The 25976-nt window shown below is 53.2% G+C and carries 23 protein-coding genes; 19 read left to right on the top strand and 4 right to left on the bottom strand.

All coding sequences use genetic code 11. The features are described 5' to 3' along the window. The first annotated feature begins 3 nt into the window (after positions 1–3). Genes JM93_RS17205 through JM93_RS17185 form a run of 5 tightly spaced genes read left to right on the top strand, consistent with a single transcriptional unit; the run spans position 4 to position 5830 of the window. On the top strand, positions 4–2820 hold the full coding sequence (locus JM93_RS17205) for a hybrid sensor histidine kinase/response regulator (RefSeq protein WP_145345970.1): 2817 nt from the start codon (positions 4–6) through the stop codon (positions 2818–2820). A 2-nt stretch (positions 2821–2822) separates the two neighbouring features. Further along, positions 2823–3296 (top strand): chemotaxis protein CheW, encoded by a 474-nt coding sequence (locus JM93_RS17200; protein ID WP_208995286.1) that lies wholly within the window; start codon positions 2823–2825, stop codon positions 3294–3296. Positions 3297–3355: 59 nt separating this feature from the next. Then, positions 3356–3721 carry a response regulator gene (locus JM93_RS17195; RefSeq protein WP_145345966.1) on the top strand — a complete coding sequence of 122 codons (366 nt, stop codon included), beginning with the start codon at positions 3356–3358 and terminating at the stop codon, positions 3719–3721. A 19-nt stretch (positions 3722–3740) separates the two neighbouring features. Continuing rightward, positions 3741–4958, top strand: a complete 1218-nt coding sequence (locus tag JM93_RS17190; protein ID WP_145345964.1) for a protein-glutamate methylesterase/protein-glutamine glutaminase — start codon at positions 3741–3743, stop codon at positions 4956–4958. Next, entirely contained in the window at positions 4955–5830 is an 876-nt protein-coding gene (locus tag JM93_RS17185) for a CheR family methyltransferase (protein WP_145345962.1), read from the top strand. Before JM93_RS17190 ends, JM93_RS17185 begins: the two co-directional genes overlap by 4 nt. A gap of 64 nt (positions 5831–5894) precedes the next feature. On the opposite strand, the gene JM93_RS17180 is transcribed toward JM93_RS17185, so the two are convergent. Next, entirely contained in the window at positions 5895–6107 is a 213-nt protein-coding gene (locus JM93_RS17180) for a LytTR family DNA-binding domain-containing protein (protein ID WP_145345960.1), read from the bottom strand. A 9-nt stretch (positions 6108–6116) separates the two neighbouring features. Then, positions 6117–6638 carry a hypothetical protein gene (locus JM93_RS17175; RefSeq protein WP_145345958.1) on the bottom strand — a complete coding sequence of 174 codons (522 nt, stop codon included), beginning with the start codon at positions 6636–6638 and terminating at the stop codon, positions 6117–6119. Positions 6639–7001: 363 nt separating this feature from the next. Between JM93_RS17175 and JM93_RS17170 the strand changes: the two genes are divergently transcribed. Beyond that, positions 7002–7973 carry an MBL fold metallo-hydrolase gene (locus JM93_RS17170; protein WP_145345956.1) on the top strand — a complete coding sequence of 324 codons (972 nt, stop codon included), beginning with the start codon at positions 7002–7004 and terminating at the stop codon, positions 7971–7973. Between the two features lie 141 nt (positions 7974–8114). Here the strand turns inward: JM93_RS17170 and ctrA are convergent, their stop codons facing one another. Continuing rightward, positions 8115–8807, bottom strand: a complete 693-nt coding sequence (ctrA, locus tag JM93_RS17165) for a response regulator transcription factor CtrA (RefSeq protein WP_145345954.1) — start codon at positions 8805–8807, stop codon at positions 8115–8117. 370 nt (positions 8808–9177) lie between these two features. Here ctrA and fliI point away from each other — a divergent pair, with 370 nt between their 5' ends. From fliI to JM93_RS17150, 3 genes are all read left to right on the top strand, one after another. After that, on the top strand, positions 9178–10503 hold the full coding sequence (fliI, locus tag JM93_RS17160) for a flagellar protein export ATPase FliI (protein ID WP_145345952.1): 1326 nt from the start codon (positions 9178–9180) through the stop codon (positions 10501–10503). Between the two features lie 28 nt (positions 10504–10531). Beyond that, positions 10532–10939: a flagellar export protein FliJ gene (gene fliJ, locus JM93_RS17155; RefSeq protein WP_145345950.1), complete on the top strand. Its 408-nt coding sequence runs from the start codon at positions 10532–10534 to the stop codon at positions 10937–10939. A 99-nt stretch (positions 10940–11038) separates the two neighbouring features. Beyond that, positions 11039–11476, top strand: a complete 438-nt coding sequence (locus JM93_RS17150) for a paraquat-inducible protein A (RefSeq protein WP_145345947.1) — start codon at positions 11039–11041, stop codon at positions 11474–11476. Here JM93_RS17150 and JM93_RS17145 read toward each other — a convergent pair. Then, a complete protein-coding gene (locus JM93_RS17145; RefSeq protein WP_145345945.1) occupies positions 11469–12590 on the bottom strand; it encodes a DUF2336 domain-containing protein in 1122 nt (373 codons plus the stop codon). The genes JM93_RS17150 and JM93_RS17145 overlap by 8 nt on opposite strands. A 350-nt stretch (positions 12591–12940) precedes the next feature. On the opposite strand from JM93_RS17145, the gene JM93_RS17140 reads away from it, so the two are divergent. The 10 genes from JM93_RS17140 to JM93_RS17095 all read left to right on the top strand — a co-directional run bounded on the left by JM93_RS17140 (position 12941) and on the right by JM93_RS17095 (position 25957). Further along, the gene (locus JM93_RS17140; RefSeq protein ID WP_145345943.1) at positions 12941–15280 is read left to right on the top strand and encodes a mechanosensitive ion channel domain-containing protein; all 2340 of its coding nucleotides are present in this window, start codon (positions 12941–12943) and stop codon (positions 15278–15280) included. 132 nt (positions 15281–15412) lie between these two features. Continuing rightward, positions 15413–16933, top strand: coding sequence for a glycerol-3-phosphate dehydrogenase (gene glpD / locus JM93_RS17135; RefSeq protein WP_145345941.1), 1521 nt, complete (start codon positions 15413–15415; stop codon positions 16931–16933). A gap of 53 nt (positions 16934–16986) precedes the next feature. Further along, positions 16987–18477 carry a glycerol kinase GlpK gene (gene glpK / locus JM93_RS17130; protein WP_145345939.1) on the top strand — a complete coding sequence of 497 codons (1491 nt, stop codon included), beginning with the start codon at positions 16987–16989 and terminating at the stop codon, positions 18475–18477. Positions 18478–18778: 301 nt separating this feature from the next. Further along, positions 18779–20377, top strand: a complete 1599-nt coding sequence (locus tag JM93_RS17125; protein ID WP_145346268.1) for an ABC transporter substrate-binding protein — start codon at positions 18779–18781, stop codon at positions 20375–20377. Between the two features lie 117 nt (positions 20378–20494). After that, positions 20495–21502, top strand: coding sequence for an ABC transporter permease subunit (locus JM93_RS17120; RefSeq protein WP_145345937.1), 1008 nt, complete (start codon positions 20495–20497; stop codon positions 21500–21502). Positions 21503–21519: 17 nt separating this feature from the next. Next, on the top strand, positions 21520–22449 hold the full coding sequence (locus JM93_RS17115; RefSeq protein WP_145345935.1) for an ABC transporter permease subunit: 930 nt from the start codon (positions 21520–21522) through the stop codon (positions 22447–22449). A 3-nt stretch (positions 22450–22452) separates the two neighbouring features. After that, positions 22453–23289: an ABC transporter ATP-binding protein gene (locus JM93_RS17110; protein ID WP_145345933.1), complete on the top strand. Its 837-nt coding sequence runs from the start codon at positions 22453–22455 to the stop codon at positions 23287–23289. Beyond that, positions 23289–24125 (top strand): ABC transporter ATP-binding protein, encoded by an 837-nt coding sequence (locus JM93_RS17105; RefSeq protein ID WP_145345931.1) that lies wholly within the window; start codon positions 23289–23291, stop codon positions 24123–24125. The genes JM93_RS17110 and JM93_RS17105 overlap by 1 nt, the downstream gene beginning before the upstream one ends. A gap of 82 nt (positions 24126–24207) precedes the next feature. Further along, positions 24208–25560, top strand: a complete 1353-nt coding sequence (locus tag JM93_RS17100) for a DHA2 family efflux MFS transporter permease subunit (RefSeq protein ID WP_145345929.1) — start codon at positions 24208–24210, stop codon at positions 25558–25560. Positions 25561–25609: 49 nt separating this feature from the next. Then, positions 25610–25957, top strand: a complete 348-nt coding sequence (locus tag JM93_RS17095) for an ArsR/SmtB family transcription factor (RefSeq protein WP_145345927.1) — start codon at positions 25610–25612, stop codon at positions 25955–25957. The last annotated feature ends 19 nt before the right edge of the window (positions 25958–25976 follow it).

Genomic DNA, 25976 nt, shown 5'->3' with positions numbered 1-25976 from the left:
GCCATGGACGACCTCCTCAGGGAATTTATTACCGAGACTAATGAAAGTCTCGACGTTGTTGATGTCGAGCTTGTCAAGTTCGAACAGGAACCAAACAACGCCACCATCCTGGACAACATCTTCCGTCTTGTGCACACGATTAAAGGGACCTGCGGGTTCCTCGGTCTGCCCCGGCTAGAGGGTATTGCGCACGCGGCGGAAACCCTGATGGGCAAATTCCGTGAGGGTGCTCCGGTCACCCAGGAAGCGGTATCGATCATTTTGTCTTCGATCGACAAAATCAAAGACATTTTGGCCGAACTCGAAGCCGCGGAAGGCGAAGAGCCACAAGGCGACGACAGCGAGCTCATCGGCAAGCTGGAGGAAATGTCAGCGAAGGCTGATGTTGCCATGGCGAACGGCGGTGTGGCTGAAGAAGAGCCTGCGCTAGCTGAGGACCCGGCTCAACCTGCGGAAACCGACTCCGGACCTCCAGACCAATCTCTTGAGCGTCCGTTACGCCCGGGCGAGGTCTCGCTCGACGAACTCGAGCGTGCCTTCCGTGAAACAGAGATCGAAGTCGAGATCGCAGAGACTTCGGTCGACGAAGATGCGGCCGACGAGGCCATCGCAGAGGCTGCTGCTGAGGAGCAACGGGCTACAGAGAAGCCTAAGCCTGAAGTTACAGTGGAGAGAAAGCCGGCCGCAGCGGCATCTGCAGAGTCGCAAAAAGCCGAGGCGGGAGACAAGAAGTCATCCGGTAATTCGGTCTCCAATCAGAGTATCCGGGTTGCAGTCGATACATTGGAACACCTTATGACAATGGTGTCCGAATTGGTTCTGACCCGGAACCAGCTTCTGGAAATTGTTCGTCGCCACGAAGACAGCGAATTTAAGGTTCCGCTGCAACGTCTGTCTAACGTCACGGCCGAGCTGCAGGAAGGTGTCATGGCGACCCGGATGCAGCCGATCGGAAACGCTTGGCAAAAACTGCCACGGATCGTTCGCGACCTCAGTCAGGATCTCGACAAGCCGATTGATCTTGAGATGATCGGCGCAGATACGGAGCTCGATCGTCAAGTCCTTGAAATGATCAAGGACCCCCTGACGCACATGGTTCGAAACTCCGCAGATCATGGATTAGAGCTACCAGAAGCCCGCCGCGCTGCTGGTAAGCCGGAAAAAGGCAAAATTACGCTTGCTGCCTATCATGAAGGCGGCCACATCATTATCGAAGTCCGCGATGACGGTAAGGGGCTTGATGTTGAAAAGATCAAGGCAAAGGTCCTCGAGCGTGGTTTAGCAACCGAAGCCGAATTCGACAAAATGTCGGATGCCCAAATTCATAAATTCATCTTTGCCGCAGGCTTCTCAACCGCAGCTGAAGTAACCAGTGTCTCTGGCCGCGGTGTTGGCATGGACGTGGTTCGGAACAATATCGAACTGATCGGTGGAACGGTTGACCTTCGCTCGACACAGGGCAAAGGTACCAGCTTCATCATCAAGATCCCGCTAACCTTGGCAATTGTTTCAACGCTCATCGTTGAGGCTGGTGGTGACCGCTTCGCAATCCCGCAGCTGTCGGTTGTCGAGTTGGTGCGGGTCCAGCACAATTCCGAACATCGCATTGAGCGCATCAAGGACACTCCGGTTCTGCGCTTGCGCAACAAACTTCTGCCGCTGGTTCATATGTCTCATTTGCTAGGTATTGTTGACGAAGCCAAGGCGGAAGAAGCGTTTGATGCGGATAATGGCTTTATCGTTGTCATGCAGGTTGGAAGTCAGACTTTCGGTGTTGTGGTCGACGGTGTCTTCCATACTGAGGAAATCGTCGTCAAACCCATGTCCACGATGCTCCGGAACCTCACAATGTTCTCGGGGAACACCATCCTTGGTGATGGCTCGGTGATCATGATCATTGACCCCAATGGTGTTGCGAGTGCGATGGCAAGCCACGCATCAAGTGCTGTGACCGAACAAGCGGAAGAGGAAGCCGAAGACTTAAGCCGCAGAGCGGATACCGGTCAAAATGCGATTTCGTTGCTACTGTTCCGCGCGGGAGCACCGGAACCAAAAGCCGTCCCTCTGTCGCTGGTCACGCGCCTTGAGGAATTCGAGGTCAACAAAATTGAGCGTTCCAACGGGCGCGATCTTGTTCAGTACCGCGGCGCCCTTATGCCATTGGTCTATGTTAACGAGGGCGATCGCCACAAGACGGACGGCACCCAGCCGATGTTGGTATTCTCCGATAGTGGCCGCTCGATGGGTTTGGTCGTCGACGAGATTGTCGATATTGTCGAAGACCGCATGAACATCGAAGTCGGGTCGGAACGCCCCGGTATACTCGGGTCCGCAATTGTCAAGGAACGCGCGACAGAAATCATCGACCTCGGTTATTACTTGCCGCAGGCATTTGAGGACTGGTTCATGCGGAAGGAAATGGATATCCAAGCGCTTACCAAAAAAGTGTTGTTTGTGGATGACAGTGCCTTCTTCCGGAACATGCTGACACCGGTGTTGAAAGCAGCTGGCTATGACGTCACTACGTGTGGCAGCGCATCTCAGGCATTTGAAATGCTTGAAAACGGTGCCAAGTTCCACGCAGTGGTGAGCGACATTGAAATGCCGGAAATCAACGGCTTCGAATTCTGCGAATCGCTGCGGAGAGATCCAAGGTTCCGTAACATGCCAATACTTGCCCTGTCCGCCATGGTGACGCCGGCTTCAATTGAACGGGGACGCCAGGCCGGGTTCGATGACTATGTTGCCAAGTTCGACCGTCCAGGCCTCATTGCCGCACTAAAAGACGTGTTCTCCGGTGAAATGGGAGTTGCAGCATGACGATGCTGGAAAACAAAGTCACCGCTGGTAGTGACATGATCCAATACGTAACTGTGGTGATTGGCGGCCAGTTGTTCGGATTGCCGATTTCTCAGGTTCACGACGTGTTTGTTCCCGAGAGCGTGACACGTGTTCCGCTATCCGCGCCCGAAGTTGCCGGTGTTCTTAACCTGCGCGGACGTATTGTCACGGCAATCAATATGCGGCGTCGCCTGCATCTTCCTCCGCTTGAGGAAGGCCAAATGATGGCTGTCGGTATCGAATATAAGCACGAAAGCTATGGCCTCGTAATCGACACGGTCGGGGAAGTTCTGACGCTGCCGGCAAGTTCGGCAGAGCCAAACCCGTCCAACCTCGACAAACGATGGGCAGAGATTTCGGGCGGTGTTCACCGTTTGGATGGCCGCTTAATGGTTATCCTCGATGTGTCCCGGCTCTTGGGCGCTATGTTTACAGAGCCGATGGTTGCAGCCTAAGTCTGCAACACTAAACGCGATAGACCAGTGAGGGTTGGTCGAAACTGGAGTGAAATCCTATGAAACAGTGCCTTGTAGTCGATGACTCTAGCGTCATCCGTAAGGTAGCCCGCCGCATTCTCGAGGATATGAATTTCGGGATCACAGAGGCTGAGGACGGTCAGCAGGCGCTGGATGAATGCCGCAAAACAATGCCGGATGCGATCCTTTTGGATTGGAACATGCCGGTCATGGATGGCCTTGAGTTTTTGACAAGTCTCCGTGGGGAAGAGGGCGGGGAAAAGCCGGTCGTCGTGTTCTGCACCACTGAAAACGATGTCGCCCATATCGCCCGTGCCATTCGCGCGGGCGCGAACGAATACATTATGAAGCCCTTCGACCGCGAGATCGTTGAAGCAAAGTTTCAGGAAGTCGGCCTCATCTAACTTCGGCGGTGGAAGCTGTATGGCATTTGCGCAAAAAAATGTTGCCGCTGGCATCAACCCTGGGGACGATCCACTCAAAGTAATGGTCGTTGATGACGCGGTTGTTATTCGCGGGTTGCTGACACGTTGGCTGGGTGAGGACAAGGCGATTGATGTCGTTGGGTCACACCGCAACGGCAAGCTTGCTGTCGATGATATTGAGAAAAGCAACCCGGATGTTGTTGTTCTCGATATTGAAATGCCCGAAATGGACGGGATGACGGCTCTACCGCTCATGCTGGCAAAAAAGCGCGACCTCGTTGTCATCATGGCATCGACGTTGACGCGACGGAATGCTGAAATAAGCCTTAAAGCGATGTCTCTTGGGGCTGCCGACTATGTTCCTAAGCCGGAATCTACCTCGGAAGTCACAACTTCGATCGATTTCCGGCGTGAGCTTATCGACAAAGTGAAGGCTCTTGGAGCTCGCGCACGGCGGATGAAAGGTCCAGCCCGGACCATGCGGGCTGAAACCCGCGCCGGGCGTATATCGGCGCCCGCAGCGCGGGCACCTGATCCTAAGCAGATCAATACGCGCGATGCATTTCGTGGAGCACCGGCGCCGGTCGCTCCAAGTGCTGGCCGGTTTACTACGAAACCCTATTCGTCTGCTCGCCCCCGTGTTTTGGCAATCGGGTCGTCTACAGGCGGGCCGCAAGCGCTTCAGGAAGTCATGAAGCAGGTTGGTACGGCGATGAACGATGTGCCCGTACTGATCACACAACATATGCCGCCAACTTTCACCTCCATTCTGGCTGAACACGTCGGTAAGGCCGCGCTGCGCCCGTCAAAAGAAGGCGAAGACGGCGAAGTCTTGCGCCCAGGGCACATTTATGTGGCACCGGGCGGGAAACACATGGTGATCGAAAAAGACGCGGGCGCAGTCAAGATCCGGCTAAACGACGGTCCGCCTGTGAATTTCTGCAAACCGGCCGTTGACCCGCTGTTCGACAGCGTCGCAAAGGTCTTCGGCTCTGCTTCGCTGGCTGTGATCCTAACCGGCATGGGGCATGACGGTGCCAACGGTATTGGGACTATCGCGAGTGGTGGCGGCAGTATCATTACCCAGGATGAAGCAACGAGCGTAGTTTGGGGTATGCCGGGTGCGGCCGCCGCCACAGGGCTCTGCAGCGATATCCTTCCGCTTGCCGACATCGGCCCGAAATTGGCGCGCGTGTTGAAAGGGAATACCCGATGACCCCGGCCGAATTTGAATTTTTGAAAAAATTCCTGAAAGAACGCTCCGGCTTGGTGCTGTCGAACGATAAGCAATATTTGGTGGAAAGCCGGCTGCTGCCGATCGCCCGTACATCTAAGCTTGAAACTTTGAGCAATCTGATCGGTACTTTGCAAAAAGGCATGAACAAAAAGCTTGAAACGGACGTTGTCGAAGCAATGACGACGAATGAGTCGTTTTTCTTCCGTGACAAGACACCTTTCGAGCATTTCAACGACACCATGCTTCCTGCATTGTTGGAATCGCGGGCCCGCACAAAGACTATAAAAATCTGGTGCGCAGCTGCGTCCACCGGACAGGAGCCCTATTCGTTGGGGATCTGTATTAAGGAAGCTCAAGCCAAACTGGGTGGTTGGCGTACCCGGATGCTTGGCACTGATTTGTCCAATGAGGTTCTCGACAAGGCACGCGCGGGGCTCTACAGCCAATTTGAAGTTCAACGTGGTCTGCCTATACAGGTGCTGCTCAAATACTTCGAGCAGAAAGGCGACCTTTGGCAGATCAATGCAAGCCTGCGCGCCATGGTGGAGTGGAAAAAACTCAATCTCTTGGAAAACTTTTCGCATCTTGGCGAATTTGACGTAATCTTCTGTCGGAACGTCTTGATTTATTTCGATCAGCCAACAAAATCAGAGATCCTTGGCCGACTCGCAAAGTTACTTCCCGAAGACGGGTTTCTTGTTCTTGGAGCCGCCGAGACAGTGGTCGGCCTGACCGACGCCTTTAAACCGGTGCCTGGAAAACGCGGGTTGTTTCAGCGCAAAGTCGCCGACAAGGCCAAACCTGCGGCACCCGCATCACGCCTTGCGGTCGCCGGCGGCTTGGCGCGCTGAGATTTCAAATAAGTGCGATATGAAAGAGCGGCGAAAGCCGCTTTTTTGCCTGCACAGGACTAATCTAAAGCTTATCCGCAAGAGCCTCTGCAGCCTTGGCAGCGAAACGCCTGCTGATCGGAACGGTCGTCCCATCGCTCATTTCAACCTTCAAGCTGGTTCTGTTTTTGATCAAGCGAATAACTTCGGCATTTGCGATCCAATGGCTGCGGTGTACCTGCATGCCAGCTTCTCTCGGCAACTCAAGAAGAAGGTCGGAAAACCGGGAAAGAACCATCCTGGATTCTTATGCCGTAACCAATTTTACGTAGTGTTCTTGAGCTTCTGCGCGAATTAGCGGAACTGTGATTGGAGGGGTTAAACGGGCAAGATATCCATTGATGGGTTTTGAAATGTTGTCGAGTGGCTCCGCGGAACTGCGCAAACTTTGCGGTGAGTCGGGTTCCAATTGCGTACGGCGATTTAGGTCCCAGCTCCAAAGCAGGGGCAGACCCATAAGCGCGCACAAAACCAGATGGTTGTCGACGAGATAACCAAGTTCCAAAAGGAACGCAGATAAGCGGGAACCATGTGCCGCGGGCCCGGTCCCGCCGAAGGTATTCATCCCAAGCTCGGGAATCCCAATTACAATGTCCAATGCTGTTATGGCGAGGGCAAAGGGAACGAAACTTGCGAAAGCTGCCGCAACAACAGCCGCCCACCTGTTTCTGGCTAGCCAATGATTCAAAATACACAACTCAAGCATCCCCGCGAACATGATGCCTTCGATGCAGAGGCGGACTATCCAGTACAGATAAAGCTGGGCCACGCTCCAATCCGGTAATCGCGAAACCTCAGAGGCAGACAACAAAAGTGCTGCCAGAAACGCGATTATTGCAATTCTCCAACGCGTTGACGGCAGCATAAGAATGCCCATTGTTCTGACTGCGTTGAGCCTAACATTCGCGTTGCATGAATGGAATGAGAATAACTCATTGAAAAACCGATCATAAAACAGCCCACTAAAGAAATGGCGAAAATTTGATCAGGATTTGCGTTGGGCTCGCTGGTCCTTTGCCCGGGGACTTCCAAGTAGCAGGGATGAACGCGGGTACTGTCGATCGCATGAAAGAAGAATGTCTCGACGTCTGCGTCTAGCGGAGTGAATTGTTGAAACGGGAGTGACTAATTCATGGGTGAACTGAAGATTGAATTGACGCGCCGCTCGGCCTTGTTCGGTGCCGCTGGAGCTGCTGCGGCAGCTGGTCTTGCGGCGACAGGCGTGGCTCATGCTGCCGCTGAAAAGCAAGGGGCTCTGTTTCAGCCTGTTTCAAGATACGGTGTAGGAGACATGGAGCTCACGACGCTGCTCGATGGCGCAGTTCCCGTTGGTGATCCACAAAAGACATTCGGCATGAACGTTGATGCCGACACTTTCGGTGAAGCCTCGGAAAACAACTTTATTCCGGCCGATAATTTCAAAGCTTTCTTTACACCGACTGTCATCAATACCGGGAATGAACTGGTCCTTTTCGATACAGGAGTTGGGGAAGGCGGACGCCCCGCACGCGGCAACATGCGGGCAGCCCTCGAAAGCGCTGGATACACTCCGGACCAAGTCGATATTGTAGTGCTGACCCATATGCATCCTGACCACATTGGTGGGCTTATGGAGGGCGGGGCGCCTGCCTTTCCGAACGCGCGTTATGTAACTGGCCAGGCTGAATTTGATTTTTGGTCGGGCATGGACCCGGAAGCTAATGGCGTCACACAGTTGATGGCCAAAAATGTCACTCCGCTCGCTGACAACATGACCTTCTTGGGGGACGGGGACAGCGTAGTACCGGGTATAACCGCGATGCAGGCCTTCGGACACACGCCGGGGCACATGACTTATATGATCGAGAGTGGTGGGCAGCAGCTGTTATTGGCTGCCGATCTTGCGAATCACTATGTCTGGTCACTTGGTTATCCAGACTGGGAAGTACGCTTCGACATGGATAAAGAAGCAGCAGCTCTAACACGGCGCCGCGTTCTGAATATGCTTGCGAGCGAAAAAATCCCATTTGTTGGCTATCATATGCCGTTTCCGGCCGTCGGATTTGTCGAAACTGACGGCGATGGATTTAAGTACGTGGCTGAATCCTATCAGCTCAGCCTCTGAGTGCACGGCCCTATACGAAAACAGAGGCGGGGAGATGGTCGGTCAGTAGTGTCCGGCCATCTTTCGCAAACAACTGATAAAACGAAAAAAGCCCCTGCATCAGCAAGGGCTTTTAGGAATGCTGCAGATGCCGCGTTTCCCTTAGGCTGCCGCTTCCATTTCCGGCTCTCGAAGCACATATCCGCGGCCCCACACCGTTTCGATGTAGTTCTTGCCAGATGTTGCAGCCGCCAGTTTTTTACGCAGTTTGCATATGAAAACGTCGATGATTTTGAGCTCTGGCTCGTCCATGCCACCGTAAAGGTGGTTGAGGAACATTTCTTTCGTTAGGGTCGTTCCCTTCCGAAGTGAGAGCAGCTCTAACATCTGGTATTCTTTCCCGGTCAGGTGAACGCGCTGTCCCCCGACTTCCACGGTCTTGGTATCCAGATTGACCTTGAGATCGCCCGTCACAATGACGGACTGCGCGTGGCCTTTCGACCGGCGGACGATCGCATGAATGCGTGCGACGAGTTCATCCTTATGAAAGGGCTTCGTCATGTAGTCGTCAGCGCCAAAGCCCAAGCCGCGCACTTTGTCTTCGATGCCCGCATTGCCTGAGAGTATCAGAATAGGCGTCTTAACCTTGGAAACCCGAAGTGTCCGAAGAACCTCGTATCCGGACATGTCCGGAAGGTTCAAATCCAACATAATTATGTCGTAATCGTACAGCTTGCCGAGGTCGATACCTTCCTCGCCAAGATCTGTCGTGTAGACGTTGAAGTTTTCGGACTTCAGCATCAGCTCGATGCTCTGCGCCGTGGCGCTATCATCCTCAATCAACAATACACGCATGCCAATCCCCTTTAGTTGCCTTTCCTGGGCAAGTCGCAACGGCTGTGTCGGCGCCTGCTACAAAGGACTGATTAACCCCGACCCAAAGTTAGAGCCTTATGGTTAACAAAATATGATTCCTTGCAGCAAGCCTCGTAAAAACGAATCTGTGAACAAAGCCCAAGTTCCTGAATTGGCGAAAAAAATACGCGTTATCAGAACTTAAGATGTCACTTTAGGAAATCGCTCTACAGGATTCCTAACAGACTCTTTTCATGTTGGCCGCTGGACCCCTGAAAAGCTCTCGCTTGCCAGCATTCCAATTGTTAACATTAAGCAGAGACGTAAACGATCGGTTACCAAAACTGTTAACTCCTGAAAGGAATCGACCGTGAAGGCGCTTTTTGCCGAAATTGATTCGATTTTACCGGAGGAGATTTACGGCCGGGTGGCAGCTGTCCAGGGCTTGTTGGTCGAGGTCGCAGGTCCCGTTCATGAAATGAGCGTGGGCTCACTTCTAGAGATCGAAAGTGGCGAAAACAGCCCGAAAATACCCGCGGAAGTAGTGGGTTTCCGCGAAGATCGTGCGCTATGCATGCCATTTTCAGGGCTTGAGGGCGTGCGAATGGGCTGTAAAGCCATCATAAAATCGCGCGACAGCATTATTCATCCGGCACAGTCCTGGCTCGGCAGGGTTGTAAATGCGATGGGGCAGCCGATTGATGGTAAAGGCGATCTCGAAAATGGCGGAGTGCCTCGCAAATTGCGAAACGCTCCGCCTCCTGCCTCCGAGCGGGCACGTGTCGGGCCGCCGCTGGATCTTGGTGTGAGGGCACTTAACACTTTCGTGACCTGCTGCGAGGGGCAGCGTATGGGGATCTTTGCAGGCTCAGGCGTCGGTAAGTCAGTATTGATGTCGATGCTTGCCCGAAATACGCAATGTGATGTGGCGGTAATCGGTTTGATTGGAGAGCGCGGGCGCGAAGTTCAGGAATTTATCGAGGATGACCTGGGAGAGAGCGGATTGGAGCGGTCGGTCATTGTCGTGGCAACCTCTGACGAAAGCGTCCTTATGCGGCGCCAGGCGGCCTATTTAACAATGTCTGTCGCTGAGCACTTTCGTGACCTGGGCAAAAACGTCTTGTGCATGATGGATTCAATCACTCGGTTCGCTATGGCGCAGCGTGAAATTGGACTGTCTATCGGTGAGCCTCCGACATCCAAAGGTTATACGCCAACGGTTTTTACCGAATTGCCGAGACTGTTAGAGCGTGCCGGACCAGGAAAGGCAGGTACTGGCTCAATTACCGGGCTGTTCACTGTTCTTGTCGAAGGTGACAACCACAATGAACCGGTCGCTGACGCAGTGCGCGGAATCCTGGATGGTCACATCGTTATGGAACGCGCTATTGCCGAGCGGGGCCGATATCCGGCGATCAATGTGTTGAAGTCAGTTTCTAGAACGATGCCCCGTTGCGTTCCCGAAGAGCACCTGCCAGTGTTGAGGCAAGCAAGGCGATTGTTGTCGACATATACGGATATGGAAGAGCTTATCCGTCTTGGGGCATACAGGAAAGGATCGGACCCCATCGTCGATGAGGCGATATCCAAGTTTGATCCCATAGAGGCCTTTCTCGATCAGAGAAAAGACGAGGCCACATCACTAGAAGACGGATATTCCGCACTTGCCAACCTTTTGGAAATGACTCCGGGCTAGTCTAGTGCTGCAAGGGGAGTATTGAGTAATGAAGACCCGAGACAGTCTTATCCGCCTGAAGCGGTTTCAAGTCGACGACAAGCGCCGTCAGCTAGCGCAAATCGAGGCAATGATCGCCGAGTTTAACCGCATGGCAGATGAGTTGGATGACCAAATCCGCAGCGAGCAAGAACGCGTCGGTATCACAGACGTTACCCATTTCGCTTATCCGACTTTCGCCAAGGCTGCAGCCACGCGTCGCGACAATCTGAAAAACTCTGCTCTGGAGCTTGATGAACAGCTGCAGCGTGCTCGAGATGAATTGAATGAAGCGATCGAAGAGCTCAAGAAATTTGAGCTTTTAGAAGAGCGGGATCAGCAACGCGAGCGCAGTGCGCAGGAAGAGGCCGAGCAACAACAATTAGATGAAATCGCGGGACGTGCGCGGGCGCGGTAAAGCTATGCTGTGCGTAGCGTAGAACGTCAATTTCCGTAAATTCTCAAAACCCTTGCGTACGCTCTGGTAAAAACGACGTGGGCGCGGTATGCGACTTTCATGCGCATTCTGATCGCCTTTTTCCTGCCGCTCGCAACATTTTCCTTTGCGCTCGGCATAACGTTGCCACTCATGCGTTTTGAGCGGCTATACTTTTTGGAAGATCGGCCATCGCTTCTGCAGATCGTAGGGGATCTCTGGTCCGGCAATGAACCCCTGCTTGCGGTGGTCGTTTCCGTGTTTTCCCTCGCGCTCCCTGCCGCAAAAATATTTCTGACGCACATTGCCGCGCTCAGTGGTGGCCATGTTAGGCATCTGGCTCTGCTTTCGACTGTCAGTAAATGGTCGATGCTGGATGTGATGCTCGTTGCGCTTGTGCTATTTGCGGCAAAAACCAGTGGATTGGCAGAGGCCGCGGCGCTGCCCGGACTGTGGTTTTATGCTGCCGCGTCTCTTATGACGGCATTGTCGGCGTTTTTGGCTGGTAAGCTCAGGTGACAGCCGTGCGCTTTGCGCGTTGATTGCGTATACCGCGACCTTTTGAATGCTTCCCGCGGCGTTTTGCTGCAAACTCGGGGGTACGGTTGGCATTGGCACGCAGAGCCTCTAGACGCTCCGCATATCCTTTGGTCCAAGAACTTGTCTGTGACGTCTGTACTTTTAGGTGTTTGCATCGCGCTTGGCCAAGCAAGGCTACGGTTTGTGATTCAAGCCCTGCACTTAATGCGATTTCAATCACCTGTTCCGCATTTCCATCAAAGATAGCTTTACGGGTTTCGCTCACCGCTCTGCGCGTTGCGATTGCAATGAGTTCACACACATCGGACAACCTATTGTCCTGGAGCATAAGTATCACGAGATCATCAATCAGTATGTCGGCTTGTTGTGCATCATTCCAAAGCTTGCGGATGTCGGTATTGTCGAGCGCAGGCCCAAAGTCGCGCCGTAATGCGCGCAGACGGGTAATCTGGTCTAACTGCTCCTGAGACAATGCACCTTCTATAATGCCTTTTAGGCGGCCCTTGGCTTCACCTTCCACAAGCGGTAGCAGCCGCTGACAAACCGCAGGGGGTAGATCCTTGCGCTGGACCAAGTCTTCCAGCAAAACATCATCTGTTTCAGCCGCTCCCGCCAGTAACATGAGACCTTGCCGGGACAAGGCGATCTTTTTATTGGCGGCCAGCAGCCTCAAAACGGCCATATCCCCGCGTTTTACAAGCATGTCTGACGCATCGGTTTGAAGGTCAGGGCGTCTGGCCAGTGCTTGTAGATGAGATTGGCTGCATGTGCCCGCGAGCTCGGCAAGCATGACAGGTGTCAGAGCCTGGCTCTCCGCTAGCATCGGCAATGCGACTTTGATTTCATCTCGAGCGAGGTGCATGGCCAGCTTCTTAGGCACTTGGGCATGCTTGGACAAATCGTTAGAGAGCCGCTGGCGATATTCTGTATCTGCACTGGGGTAAAGAAGCAGGGTGACGTCGCCGAACAAATTTTGTTCGAGAGATGTTCGTCCTTCAATGTTACGCACAAACAATTCGGCAATGCCGACCATCAGCGCGCCTTTCGCCTCCGGCGATTCTTCTCTTGCTAAATCCAACAATGAGGAAAACATCACTACCCCCGACTTGTGGAGGGTGGATCATCCATTGTTAGAACTGCGTTACCAAACAAGGTTAACACGGCGTTGTCCTTAGTTTTGTTTGTAAGTTTAGCACAAATTTCCCGCCTTGAGTGGTCTTTGCTTTTGGCGGTATTCTCAAAATTGTAAGCACTTGCCGTTTTAGGGTTTGGATAGAAACATTCAGTAAATCAAAAACTTACTTAGCGGCACTTTGTGTTTGCGGACATGTGCCCCGATATCATTTGTCTGAGCCTCTTGTTTCGAGCTGGTGGCGCGTTAACCTCCCGATCGGTATCAGACCAAAGCATATGTGGTTTCTCCTAATTTTGAAGACGTGTTCAATGTTTGCCAAATTCCGCCCTGTTCTGGCTGTTTGTTTTTTCGCCTTTGCAACTCTGGGGCTAAGCGCCGTTTCGGTGGCTCAAGTCCAGTCCTCCAACTCGCAAAATTCAGGTTCGGAAGCTCCGTCTGCAGAATCGGCTCGGCAGGCTCTAATCGATCTTCTGGAGGATCCGAGAGGCCGCCAGGTTCTGATCGAGCAGCTCGAAGCTCTAGATCTGCCTGAAGGGGGCGGTACAGGTCCCCAAACAGCCGCGGAAGCGCGTTCACAAAGGTCAGATGCGGCTGACACCGGTAGCGCAGCCGACCTTTCGCAAGAGAGTGAAACCCAGACCGCTGCGCCATTTGCGGTTCGTCTTGGTGAGTACACTCAGGTCATAATGGATGACTTTGTCGCTGTTTGGGACCGGGTAGGACGCTCTTTGAGTGGCATAAGTTTATTGGCAGATGGGACAATCACAATTGATCGGGATCGGATTACGACGGCCATGCTGCAAGTCGGTCTGGTTTTGATCGCCGCGATGGTTCTCTTCAAGCTGGGTCAGTGGATCCTGGTCACGGTCTATCGAAAGTTCGATATGACGGCCAGATATGGAGGATGGCTCACAAGAGCTTTGATGCTGGTTGTTACCACCGCGGCTGATGCTGCCACAGTCGCGATCGGGTGGGGTGGGGGGTACGCAGTAGCCCTTTTGTCATTTGGCGGGCTAGAAAGCGGTGTGACGCTTCTGGAGAGCCTCGCTCTAAACGCTTTCTTGATCACCGGTCTTTTAAAAGTTGGTTTGCGGTTCGTGTTTGCACCGGAGCGGCCGGAACTTCGCCTACTTCCATTCGACGATCCTTCTGCCGTCTACTGGTGCGCGCGCTTGGGATTTGTGGTGTCCTGGCTCGGATATGGGATCATGCTTGCCGTTCCGGTCGCCAATCTCTCGATTTCTTTCGTTATCGGAAACACCGTCCGGTTTCTCGTTACAGTGTTCGCTGCTCTTTATGTATTAACGCTCGTTTTTCGCAACCAGCAAAAGGTCAAAGCCGGTATCCGAGCCTATTCGGAGGGCTTATCCAGTGAGATCACTAAACGAACCGTGTACCGTCTTGCGGGATTTTGGAGCCTTGTCACATACGTCTATATCCTCACGGTTCTAATCGTCTGGTTGTTCCGGCCATTTGACGCGGTTGCAATCATTATGCGGTCGACCGGATTATCTATTTTGACGATCATGGGTGGAATGCTGCTGTCGCTCACAATGACGCGGGCAATTACCGGCGGCATTCGCTTGCCGGAAAACATTCGCGAGAGTTTGCCTGCGCTGCAGGGGCGGCTGAACGCTTTTGTTCCCCGAATTCTCAAAATCTTCCGGTTCGCCGTTTTTGTTATAACGTTGCTTATACTGCTCGACATATGGGGGGTCGTCAGCTTTTTGTCCTGGGTTCAGAGCGAGGGCGGAGCGGATCTGATTGGCCGCTACAGCTCGGCTTTTCTCGTGCTGCTTGTCGCGTTCGCCATCTGGCTTGCCGTGATGGCCTGGGTAGATTTGCGTCTGCGATCGCGGTCCGGATACGTTGTAACCGCCCGCGAACGAACGCTGTTCCAGTTGTTTCGAAATGCTTTCACCGTCGTTGTGATGGTAATGGCTGCATTGTTGTCCCTTTCAGAACTCGGAATCGACATCGGGCCATTGATTGCCGGTGCCGGTGTAGTTGGTTTGGCAATTTCATTCGGTGCGCAGACGTTGGTGAAAGATATTATCACCGGTGCGTTCATCCAGATTGAAAACGCAATCAATGAAGGGGATGTTGTCACGGTTGGTGGTACCACCGGAACGGTTGAGAGGCTGACTGTTCGCTCCGTGCGTTTGCGGGATCTGGATGGCACAACGCATATCGTTCCATTCTCGTCTGTCGACATGGTCTCCAATTTTATGCGCGATTTTTCTTATCATGTCGCTGTGATCGGAGTTGCCTACGATACGGACATTCGCAAGGCAAAAGCAGCACTGGAGGAAGCCTTCCGGCGCCTCAAAAACAGCGATTTTGCAAGATCCATCATTGGTGACCTTGAAATGCACGGGGTCACGAATTTTGGCGCGAGCGCTATCGATATAAGAGCGCGGATCAAAACTCTCCCTGGCGACCAATGGGGCGTCGGCCGTGCCTATAATGAGTTTGTCAAAGACGTTTTCGACGAACAAGACATTGAGATTCCATTCCCGCAGGTGACTTATCATGCCGCAACACCGCCTGCAGCAGCCGACTTGATTGCGCAGAAGAAAAAGCGATCAAAAGCAGATCCAAGTTCGGTGAAGCCAGAAGACGATGCGCCGCCCGATCCAGATCACTGAGGGAATTGAAACATACAGGCGCGCATCCTTTGAGAAGGGGATGCGCCGATTTGTTTGATTGAATTTCGGAAAGTTTCGTTTTATTTTCGTTTTCGACTTCAATTCGCATGTGCGGCTACGTCGGAGGCAGATATGGCACCAGACTACGATCTCGTGGTCATTGGCGGTGGGATCAACGGTACAGGTATCGCCAGAGATGCTGTCGGCCGAGGTGCCAGCGTGCTTCTGGCTGAAATGGGCGACCTCGCCGGTGCCACCTCTTCCGCGTCAACGAAACTCATTCATGGCGGGCTGCGCTATCTTGAATACTACGAGTTCGACCTGGTCCGAAAAGCACTGAAAGAGCGGGAAGTCCTGTGGCGCGCTGCGCCGCATATTGTATGGCCACTCCGTTTCATACTTCCGCATCACAAAGATCTCCGGCCGGCTTGGCTCCTTCGACTTGGATTGTTCCTTTATGACCACCTTGGTGGACGGAAGCTGTTGCCCGCAACCAAAACAGTGAAACTGGACCGTGCGCCGTTTTCTGAAGGTCTGAAGTCGCTATTCAGTAAAGGATTTGAATACTCCGATTGCTGGGTCGAAGACGCTCGGCTTGTTGTGCTGAATGCGCGCGATGCGGCTGACCGTGGTGCCGAGATTCTTACGAGAACGAAGTGCTACAGCGCTCGGCGGGAAGGAAAGCTTTGGCGAATTGATTTGCGGAATTTAGAGACCGGTGAGGAGAGCACGGTCACTGCTTCTGTTCTTGTGAATGCGGCCGGGCCTTGGGTCGCAGACATGCTTTCTGGGGTTGTTGGCGCAAACCGCACATCGAACGTGCGGTTGGTAAAGGGGAGTCACATCGTCGTTCCTAGGCTCTATACACACGACCGGTGTTTCATTTTCCAAAATGGAGACGGTCGGATCATCTTTGCGATCCCATATGAAACAGATTTTACGCTAATTGGCACGACCGATGTGGACTACCAGTCGGACCCAGGTGAGGTCACTATTTCTAATGACGAGGTATCGTATCTTTGCAAGGCTGTGAGTGAGTATTTCGAGAGGGCGGTTACCAAAGACGATGTGGTTCACACCTATTCCGGTGTCCGGCCGCTTTACGATGACGGCGCAGAGGACGCAAAGGCTGCTACCCGCGACTATGTTCTTGAACTTGAGGGTGGTAAGGAAAGCCCAGCTTTACTTTCGGTTTTCGGGGGAAAGATCACCACCTATCGAAAGTTGGCGGAGCACGCGTTGGAGAAAGTCACGCCATTTCTGCCCTTCAACAAAGGGATCTGGACTGCAAACGCACCTTTGCCAGGGGGAGACTTCGATGTTTTGTCCTTCGCAGACCAGGTAAGCGGACTGAGGGACAGCTATCCGTTCTTAGGGGAGCGTTTCGCCAAAAGGCTAATGCATGCATACGGCACAGATAGCCAGCACATTCTTGGGGGCGCAAAATCAATTGCCGATCTTGGGCATCATTTTGGCGCCGACCTCTATGAAGCAGAAGTCAAATGGCTTGTTGATCGGGAATGGGCTCGGACATCTGACGATATCGCCTGGCGAAGGTCCAAACTCGGTCTGCGGCTGACAGGATCAGATCTGGTCAAACTTGATCGTTACCTGTCCGACTATCTTGCCCAGAAGGCCGGAGCCGCCGCATAAAAACCAACGCGTCAAATAGCGCGAACGAAAAAAGCAATATTGGGGAGTTTGCCATGGCTGGTTCCATATTGGCAATCGATCAAGGAACAACATCCAGCCGCGCGATTTTGTTCGGCGAAGACTTTCAACCTATCAGCGTTGGGCAGCGCGAGTTCGCTCAGCATTTTCCGAAATCCGGTTGGGTTGAGCACGATCCGGAAGATCTTTGGTCAACGACGGCCTCCGTCTGCCGGGAAGCCATTGAACGGGCGCATGTTTCGATTAGCGATGTCGCTGCAATAGGCATCACCAACCAGCGTGAAACAACGGTTGTTTGGGACCGGAAAACCGGTAAGGCGGTGTACAACGCGATTGTTTGGCAAGACCGGCGCACGTCCGAGTTTTGCGCCAAAATGAGGGAAGAGGGGCACGAAAATGTCTTTACGGCCAAAACAGGGTTGCTGCTTGATCCTTATTTTTCTGGAACGAAGATTGCCTGGATTCTCGACAATGTTGAAGGCGTTCGAGAACGAGCCGAACGCGGCGAACTTGCATTTGGAACCGTAGATAGCTGGCTCATCTGGAATCTGACTGGTGGCGAAAGCCACGTTACCGACGCCACAAATGCTTCCCGAACGCTTATTTACAACATCCATGAAAACGCATGGGACGACGAACTCTGCAAGCTTCTGCGGATCCCCATGAGCATGCTGCCTGAAGTGCGCGACTGCGCGGACGACTTCGGCATGGCCCGGTCCGATTTGTTCGGCAAACCCCTGGCGATTCTCGGCGTTGCTGGCGACCAGCAGGCTGCAACACTTGGTCAGGCCTGTTTCGAGCCGGGAATGGTCAAGTCGACCTACGGTACCGGCTGTTTTACCCTGATCAATACCGGCACAAATCCAGTGGCATCTCGAAACCGTCTTTTGACGACGGTTGCGTACCGCCTCGGCGGAGAAACGACATATGCACTTGAGGGGTCGATTTTTGTCGCTGGAGCTGCAGTTCAGTGGCTCCGCGATGGTCTTGGGCTCATAAAATCCGCGACAGAAACTCAGGAACTGGCCGAGCAGGCGGATCGCAAAAACTCAATTTACCTAGTGCCTGCTTTTGTAGGGTTAGGAGCCCCGTACTGGGATGCAGATGCACGTGGGGCGATCTACGGGTTGACCCGCGCCACCGGGCCTGCCGATTTTGCTCGAGCCGCTCTTGAAAGCGTGGGGTACCAAACCCGTGATCTCTTGGACGCCATGCAGGACGATTGGACCGCATCTGGGCAGACTGTCCTGCGCGTTGACGGCGGTATGACCGCGTCGGATTGGACGATGCAATTCCTCGCCGACATACTGGGGGCACCGGTTGACCGCCCAAAAGTTGCTGAAACGACAGCGCTGGGAGCAGCGTGGCTTGCCGGCTCAAGGTCCGGTGCTTGGCCTGGTCAGGCAGAGTTTTCCAATAAATGGCATTTGGATCGGCGGTTTGAGCCGTCGATGGCTGCTTCCGTCAGAGATGAATTAATGGCTGGCTGGCGCGATGCAGTCCGACGAACGCGATCCGAAGCCTGACAAAAAGCGTAATGCGTAACTTTTGACAAGGTAAGTAATATCAGGCAGTTAAAGCTGATTTTCGAAACTTGCGGTGGATTTTTTCTCTCGCAGGCGAGCAAAATTGACCATAATTTTGCTATACGTTTTGGTACTTAGTGCATAATTTTTCTTAAAATGATCAATATTAGAAAATTTTTTGCTATTGATTTTGCATCTAAAAAAAGCCTTAGTTTGCGCTAGCGCGGGCCAAACCTTATTCGCACAAACCCAATGATGCGATGCCCCGCTGCTTCATCAAGGGGAGAACAAATTGATGAAAATGCGTAACACCTTGAAGGCTACCCTTCTTGGCGCCAGCCTTGCCGTGCTCGTTGCAACTGGTGCATCAGCGAAGACATTGGTCTACTGCTCTGAAGGATCGCCGGAGGGCTTTGACACCGCACTTTACACTGCGGGCACGACGTTCGATGCGTCTTCCAAGCCGCTTTACAACCGCTTGGTTGAGTTCAAGCGCGGAACAACAGAAGTTCTGCCAGGTCTCGCTGAAAGTTGGGAAGTGTCCGAAGATGGTCTCGAGTACACATTCAATCTTCGAAAAGGTGTGAAATTCCACACTACAAGTTACTTTACCCCGACACGGGAATTTAACGCCGACGATGTTATTTTTTCGTTTGGTCGGCAGTTGGACAAGGACAGCGCCTGGCATGAATACACCGCAGGTGCATCCTGGGAATATTTCAACGCAATGTCCATGCCGGACCTGATCAAGGATATCGTCAAAGTCGACGACTACACCGTCAAGTTTGTATTGACTCGCCCAGAAGCGCCGATGCTTGCCAATCTTGCGATGGACTTTGCATCAGTTTTGTCTGCAGAATATGCAGCCCAGCTTGCCGAGGCTGGAACCAAAGAGCAGCTCAATCAGCAGCCCGTGGGAACTGGACCGTTCTCGTTTGTGGGTTACCAGAAGGATGCCGTAATCCGGTACGCTACTTTTGGTGACTATTGGAACGGCAAGCAGCCAATCGACAACCTTATCTTCGCGATCACGCCAGACGCTTCGGTACGTTTGCAGAAGCTGAAAGCCGGTGAATGTCATGTCATGCCGTATCCGGCTCCGGCGGATATCGAGGACATTCGTGCAGACTCCAATCTGACGCTTATGGAGCAGCAAGGCCTGAATGTTGGTTACCTCGCCTACAACACTAAAGTTGCGCCTTTCGACAAAAAGGAAGTCCGCAAGGCTTTGAACCACGCGATCAACAAACAAGCCATTTTGGACGCCGTTTTCCAAGGGTCAGGCCAAAGCGCTAAGAATCCGATCCCGCCCACAATGTGGTCGTATAACGATGCGATCGAGGATGACGACTACAATCCGGAGTTGGCGAAAGAAATGCTCGCCGCTGCCGGTGTGGAAGATCTGTCCATGAAAGTTTGGGCAATGCCGGTTCAGCGTCCATACAATCCGAATGCTCGCCGCATGGCCGAAGTCATACAGGCCGACTTTGCGAATGTCGGCGTCAATGTCGAGATCGTGTCTTACGAGTGGGGTGAATATTTGTCGCGATCCAAGGACGAGGAACGCGACGGTGCGGTGTTGCTGGGTTGGACAGGTGACAACGGGGACCCGGACAACTTCCTGGCGGTGCTTTTGGGCTGTGATGCGGTGGGCGGTTCGAACCGCGCGCAGTGGTGCAACGAGGAGTTCGATGCGCTAACCCAAAAAGCTAAAACGATCACAGACAAAGCTGAACGGACCAAGCTGTATGAAGAAGCTCAGGTCATCTTCAAAGAAGAAGCACCATGGGCCACGATCGCGCACTCGGTCGTTTTCATGCCAATGTCTTCCAAAGTGTCAGGTTATGTGATGGATCCGCTTGGTGGTCACTGGTTTGACGGTGTCGACATTAGCGAGTAAGTCCGCTCGCAAATAGCGCGCCGGCCCAGTGCGCCGGCGTCAAAGCCTAATTGGCCGGCGGAACCAGTCAGTTTCCTGACTGGTTCCGCTGGCCTTCCACATCTGGACCCTTAAATCATGCTTCGCTTTCTTCTAGGCCGGGTCGGCCTGTTGATCCCGACGTTCCTTGGCGTCACGTTGGTCGCCTTTTCGTTTATCCGCCTTTTGCCGGGAGACCCGGCTGAATTGTTAGCAGGTGAACGTGGTATTTCGCCCGAACGCAAGGCGGAAGTTATGGAGCAGTTGGGGTTCAACAAGCCGTACTGGCAACAATATATCGACTACGTTGCCGGGATTTTTCAAGGTGACTTGGGTGTTTCGTTCGCTTCCAAAAAACCGGTCCTCGACGAGTTTCTAACTCTGTTTCCCGCGACCGCAGAACTGGCGCTATGCGCTATCATTATTGCGATCTGTCTTGGGATTCCGGCCGGCATTTTTGCGGCGGTCAAACGTGGCTCGGTTGCCGATCAGGCAATCATGGGCACAGCCCTTGTTGGCTACTCCATGCCGATTTTCTGGTGGGGGCTGCTCCTGATCATTTTGTTTTCCGGAATTTTGCAATGGACGCCGGTATCCGGCCGAATTTCGTTGCTGTACTTCTTTCCTCAAGTAACGGGTTTCATGCTGATCGACAGCCTTCTGTCAGGACAAAAAGGTGCATTTTTGTCTGCCGTTCAGCATCTCATCCTGCCGTCGATCGTCTTGGCGACAATTCCGCTGGCTGTTATTGCGCGTCAGACCCGGTCCGCCATGCTTGAAGTGCTTGGCGAAGATTATGTTCGCACGGCGCGCGCCAAGGGTTTGCCACCGCATCAAGTTGTAGGCCTTCATGCGCTTCGAAATGCGCTAATACCGGTGATTACGACCATTGGCCTTCAGGTGGGTGTCTTGCTTGCCGGGGCAATCTTGACCGAAACGATTTTCTCATGGCCCGGCATCGGTAAATGGCTGGTGGATAGCATCTCGCGCCGTGACTACTTCGTCGTCCAGGGAGGGCTGCTGTTAATCGCCGGCATAATCATGGTGGTGAACCTGATCGTCGATGTGCTCTACGGTCTCGTTAATCCCCGTATTCGTCACACATGAGCCGAGGGATAGTAAGAATGAAGAACCAACCCCCGGCCGTTTCGGCCGATCTCACTCAGCTGGAAAAGGAAAGCCGGAGCGCGACAAAAGCGCAGCTGGCCGAATTCTGGTATTATTTTTCGCAAAATAAGGGCGCTGTTGTCGGGCTAGTGATCTTCTCCGCACTTGTCGTGGTTGCTGCGCTGGCGCCTTGGGTCGCCCCGCATGATCCCGGCTTTCAGTTTCGGGAGAACTTTCTAACGCCTCCGTTCTGGGAAGACGGTGGCACCACTTCCTTTCTTCTTGGAACCGATGCCGTTGGTCGTGACATTCTCTCCCGCTTGATCTATGGCGCGCGGTTTTCGCTGTTTATCGGGATCATTGTTGTAGCGGTTTCCCTGACCGGCGGAATTGTGATTGGTCTGATCGCTGGCTATATGCGCGGCATCGTTGACACATTGATCATGCGATTGATGGATATCATCCTATCTTTCCCGTCCTTGTTGCTCGCGCTCGTGCTGGTGGCGATCCTCGGTCCGGGCCTTGTTAACGCGATGATCGCCATCGCCATCGTCCTTCAGCCGCATTTTGTACGATTGACCCGCGCGGCTGTCCTTGCCGAGCGTAATCGCGACTACGTGGTCGCAGCGCGTGTCGCCGGTGCAGGACATATCCGGCTCATGTTCAAAACGATTCTTCCCAATTGCCTGGCCCCGCTCATTGTCCAGGCAACGCTGGCTTTCTCGAATGCAATTCTGGACGCGGCCGCGCTCGGCTTTCTTGGGATGGGTGCGCAACCGCCGACCCCAGAATGGGGCACGATGCTGTCCGAGGCACGCGAGTTCATCCTAAGTGCTTGGTGGGTCGTTACTTTCCCGGGCATTGCCATCCTTGTAACCGTGCTCGCCATTAACCTGGTCGGCGATGGGTTGCGGGATGCGCTCGATCCAAAATTGAAGAGGAGCTGATCCATGTCTCTTCTTGAAATCAGAAATCTCAAGGTGGAATTTGACACAGCTAAGGGTCCGTTTAAGGCACTCGATGGTGTGGACTACACCGTAGACGCCGGGGAAGTACTGGCCATCGTTGGAGAATCCGGCTCAGGGAAATCTGTTGCGATGCTGGCGACAATGGGTCTTCTGCCTGACAGCGCAACAATTGCTGCCGACAAGATGGAGTTTGAGGGCCTCGACCTTCAAACGCTCTCAGCCAGAGACCGCAGAAGGGTAATCGGTAAAGACATCTCGATGATCTTTCAGGAACCAATCGCAAGTCTCAATCCATGTTTCACTGTGGGTTTCCAGCTTGGCGAGACCCTGAAGGCGCACACCGACCTTCGGGGGAAAAAGGTCAAGACCCGCGTGTTGGAGCTCATGCATGCGGTCGGCCTGCCGGATCCTGAGGGCCGTTTCAATGCGTTCCCGCACCAAATGTCAGGTGGTCAGTGCCAGCGTGTCATGATCGCGATGGCAATTGCTTGCTCGCCCAAACTTTTGATCGCGGATGAGCCAACAACTGCGCTTGATGTTACAATTCAAAAACAGATCTTGGACTTGCTCGTACAATTGCAAAGAGACAGCGGCATGGGCTTGATTATGATTACCCATGACATGGGTGTAGTTGCGGAAACTGCTGACCGCGTGATCGTGCAGTACAAGGGCCGCAAGATGGAAGAAGCTGACGTTCTGTCCCTGTTTGAGCGCCCACAAAATCCTTACACGAAAGCGCTGCTGTCGGCCTTGCCTGAAAATGCAACAGGTGACCGACTACCGACGGTTAGCGATTTTGCGGAAGCGGGAGGCTTCTGATGAGCGGCGACACCATTCTAAAAGTGCGGGACCTTTACAGGGTCTATGAGACCAAAGCGACGATGTTTCGCAAGGCAAAAAGTCTGACTGCCGTCAAAGGTGTCAGTTTTGACGTCGAGCGTGGTACAACATTGGCTGTTGTTGGTGAGAGCGGGTGCGGAAAATCCACACTCGCCAGAATGCTGACAATGATTGATGCACAAAGTTCAGGTTCTATCGAAGTGGATGGACTGCCGATCAACATCGCCAAAACCGGAATTTCGAAGGAAATGCGCCAGAGGGTGCAAATTGTCTTCCAAAACCCATATGGTTCGCTGAACCCGCGGCAGAAAATTGGTGATGTCCTGGAAGAGCCGTTGCTTCTAAATACGGACATGCCAGCCGTCGAAAGGCGCGATCTCGCCCTCCAAATGCTGCAAAAAGTTGGTCTCCAGCCGGAACACTATGGTCGGTATCCGCATATGTTCTCCGGCGGGCAACGCCAGCGTATCGCGATTGCACGCGCGATCATGCTCAAGCCAAAGCTCCTGGTGCTCGATGAACCCGTGTCGGCACTTGATCTTTCTGTGCAGGCGCAGATCCTCAACTTGCTGAAAGACCTGCAAGACGAAATGGGTTTGACATATGTGTTTATTAGCCACGATTTATCGGTCGTTCGTTATCTCTCCGACAAGGTGATGGTGATGTATTTTGGCGAAGTCGTCGAATATGGAACACGTGATGAGGTCTTTAATGCTCCTCAGCACGACTATACCAAGAAGCTGTTTGCTGCGACGCCACAAGCAGATGTCGCCAGCATACGCAAGCGTCTGGCCTTGAAAGCGGACGCGGCTTAAGTCGGATACAGCGGCGAAACCGGTGGTAGGTTAGTCTAGAATTAGGATAGGCTCCCGGGGGGTACTCCCTGGGAGCTTTTTTATGCCGATCATTACCGAAAACAATAGACGTTGGTGGCTTCTGGCCGCAGTGAGTTGCGTGTTGGGTTTGGTGCTTTTGGACGAGACAGCCGTCGGGGTTGCGCTACCCACGATCCAGAAGGACCTGTCACTGTCGGCAACCGTGGGGCACTGGGTCGTAAATGCCTACCTCTTGTCGTTTGCCTGTTTTGTGGCGGTCAGCGGACGGTTGGCCGATCAATTCGGCATTCTTCGCATGTTCCGCATCGGACTTGCGATATTTGCGACATTTTCGGTGCTAGGAGGATTGGCGCCGACAGGTTCGGCCTTAATTGCTGCCAGAGCACTGCAAGGTGTTGGTGCTGCTGTCATTTTTCCGTTGTTTGTCGCTATGACCACCATGACTTTTCCCAGAGAACAAAGAGGAACAGCCTTGGGACTTGGCGGGGCGGTGGGTACCGTGTTCCTGGCCTCGGGCCCATTTGTCGGCGGAATGTTAACGGATCTCGTTTCGTGGCGCTTAATATTCTGGGTTAATCCGCCAATCGTTCTGGCAATTGCTATTGTTTCGGCACTATCGTGGCGCGATGTGTCTCGTCCGCCCCGAACGCCCATCGACTGGACGGGTCTGGTGCTCATCGCAAGCGGCATGTTTTGTCTTGTATTCTCCTTGATGGAGGCCGAAGACTGGGGCTGGGACAACCCCTTTATCATTTGTTCTCTACTGCTTGGTGCAGCCTTGCTTGCGGGATTTGTATGGGTCGAGCTTCATCAGAAAACGCCTTTGATTGAAGTCGACCTGTTTCAGAACCGCATGTTTGCGACAAGCAACCTCGTCATGTTCTACGCCCAGTATGCCAAAATGCCGATTTTTGTGTTCGCGGCGTTATATGCTCAACAGGTTCTTGGGTTCAGCCCGTTGGGTGCGGGGATGCTGATCATGCTATCTGCTGTGCTCCAACCCTTCATCGCACCCCTGTGCGGGTCGCTAACCGACCGGATGCACCCCTCCAAGCTGGTGTATTTTGGCCTTCTAGGCATGCTCGTTTGCATGATATTGCTGTCGGCTGGGGTCATCTGGTCGAGCCTTGTTTTGTTCGGTGCCGCATTGCTAATTGCGGGAATCGCTTTCCCGTTTTTATTCATCCCTACACAGACTGTGATCATGGCATCCTTGCCAGATCACAAACACGGGCAAGGTGGTGGGATCACGATGACGGCGCAGATGATTGGTGGAACGATCAGTATCGCAGTCTCGAGCGCATTGTTTGCTTTGGGCAACGATTTTAGTCTCGTGTTTATTGCCACAGGAGCGTTGACAGGCGTCGTTCTTATTGTGTGCCTATTCGGGCTCTCAAAAAAGCAGAAGGCTTGAAGCGAAACTTTTCGTTTGAACTTTTCCACAATTCGAGTATTTTCGAAATATGAAAAAAGAAGATGCATTGAATGCATTGGCTGCACTAGGGCAGGAAACGCGCCTTGATGTATTCAGGGTGCTTGTGAGGGCAGGTGCTGAAGGTATGACGGCCGGGGCAATAGCCGAAGCGCTGGATGTGCGGGCAAATACGATGTCGACACATCTGGCCGTTCTAGCGCGTACCGGCCTCATCCGATCGCAGAGAAAAGGGCGCTCAATTGTGTACTTCACGGACCTCGGCATTATGCAGGGGCTCGTAACGTACCTTCTGGAAGACTGCTGTGGCGGGAATCCGGAACTTTGTGCGCCACTCATCGAATTGGTGGATGGGTCTCGGCGCAAGGCGGGGTGTTAATCCGCCAACTACAAAATTG

The organism is Roseibium hamelinense (assembly GCF_007830545.1).
Taxonomy (GTDB): Bacteria; Pseudomonadota; Alphaproteobacteria; order Rhizobiales; family Stappiaceae; genus Roseibium; species Roseibium hamelinense.
Note: the sequence above shows the minus strand (reverse complement) of the source record. Positions and strands in the feature narration are given on the sequence as shown.

Coding starts and splice junctions, on each gene's coding strand:
- JM93_RS17115 (WP_145345935.1), top strand. CDS start 21,520: ATGAAGAACCAACCCCCGGCCGTTTCGGCCGATCTCACTCAGCTGGAA.
- JM93_RS17100 (WP_145345929.1), top strand. CDS start 24,208: ATGCCGATCATTACCGAAAACAATAGACGTTGGTGGCTTCTGGCCGCA.
- JM93_RS17110 (WP_145345933.1), top strand. CDS start 22,453: ATGTCTCTTCTTGAAATCAGAAATCTCAAGGTGGAATTTGACACAGCT.
- JM93_RS17200 (WP_208995286.1), top strand. CDS start 2,823: ATGCTGGAAAACAAAGTCACCGCTGGTAGTGACATGATCCAATACGTA.
- JM93_RS17170 (WP_145345956.1), top strand. CDS start 7,002: ATGGGTGAACTGAAGATTGAATTGACGCGCCGCTCGGCCTTGTTCGGT.
- JM93_RS17140 (WP_145345943.1), top strand. CDS start 12,941: ATGTTTGCCAAATTCCGCCCTGTTCTGGCTGTTTGTTTTTTCGCCTTT.
- JM93_RS17145 (WP_145345945.1), bottom strand. CDS start 12,590: ATGTTTTCCTCATTGTTGGATTTAGCAAGAGAAGAATCGCCGGAGGCG.
- JM93_RS17195 (WP_145345966.1), top strand. CDS start 3,356: ATGAAACAGTGCCTTGTAGTCGATGACTCTAGCGTCATCCGTAAGGTA.
- JM93_RS17105 (WP_145345931.1), top strand. CDS start 23,289: ATGAGCGGCGACACCATTCTAAAAGTGCGGGACCTTTACAGGGTCTAT.
- JM93_RS17120 (WP_145345937.1), top strand. CDS start 20,495: ATGCTTCGCTTTCTTCTAGGCCGGGTCGGCCTGTTGATCCCGACGTTC.
- fliJ (WP_145345950.1), top strand. CDS start 10,532: ATGAAGACCCGAGACAGTCTTATCCGCCTGAAGCGGTTTCAAGTCGAC.
- JM93_RS17180 (WP_145345960.1), bottom strand. CDS start 6,107: ATGGTTCTTTCCCGGTTTTCCGACCTTCTTCTTGAGTTGCCGAGAGAA.
- JM93_RS17190 (WP_145345964.1), top strand. CDS start 3,741: ATGGCATTTGCGCAAAAAAATGTTGCCGCTGGCATCAACCCTGGGGAC.
- JM93_RS17125 (WP_145346268.1), top strand. CDS start 18,779: ATGCGTAACACCTTGAAGGCTACCCTTCTTGGCGCCAGCCTTGCCGTG.
- JM93_RS17185 (WP_145345962.1), top strand. CDS start 4,955: ATGACCCCGGCCGAATTTGAATTTTTGAAAAAATTCCTGAAAGAACGC.
- glpD (WP_145345941.1), top strand. CDS start 15,413: ATGGCACCAGACTACGATCTCGTGGTCATTGGCGGTGGGATCAACGGT.
- JM93_RS17205 (WP_145345970.1), top strand. CDS start 4: ATGGACGACCTCCTCAGGGAATTTATTACCGAGACTAATGAAAGTCTC.
- JM93_RS17150 (WP_145345947.1), top strand. CDS start 11,039: ATGCGCATTCTGATCGCCTTTTTCCTGCCGCTCGCAACATTTTCCTTT.
- glpK (WP_145345939.1), top strand. CDS start 16,987: ATGGCTGGTTCCATATTGGCAATCGATCAAGGAACAACATCCAGCCGC.
- JM93_RS17095 (WP_145345927.1), top strand. CDS start 25,610: ATGAAAAAAGAAGATGCATTGAATGCATTGGCTGCACTAGGGCAGGAA.
- ctrA (WP_145345954.1), bottom strand. CDS start 8,807: ATGCGTGTATTGTTGATTGAGGATGATAGCGCCACGGCGCAGAGCATC.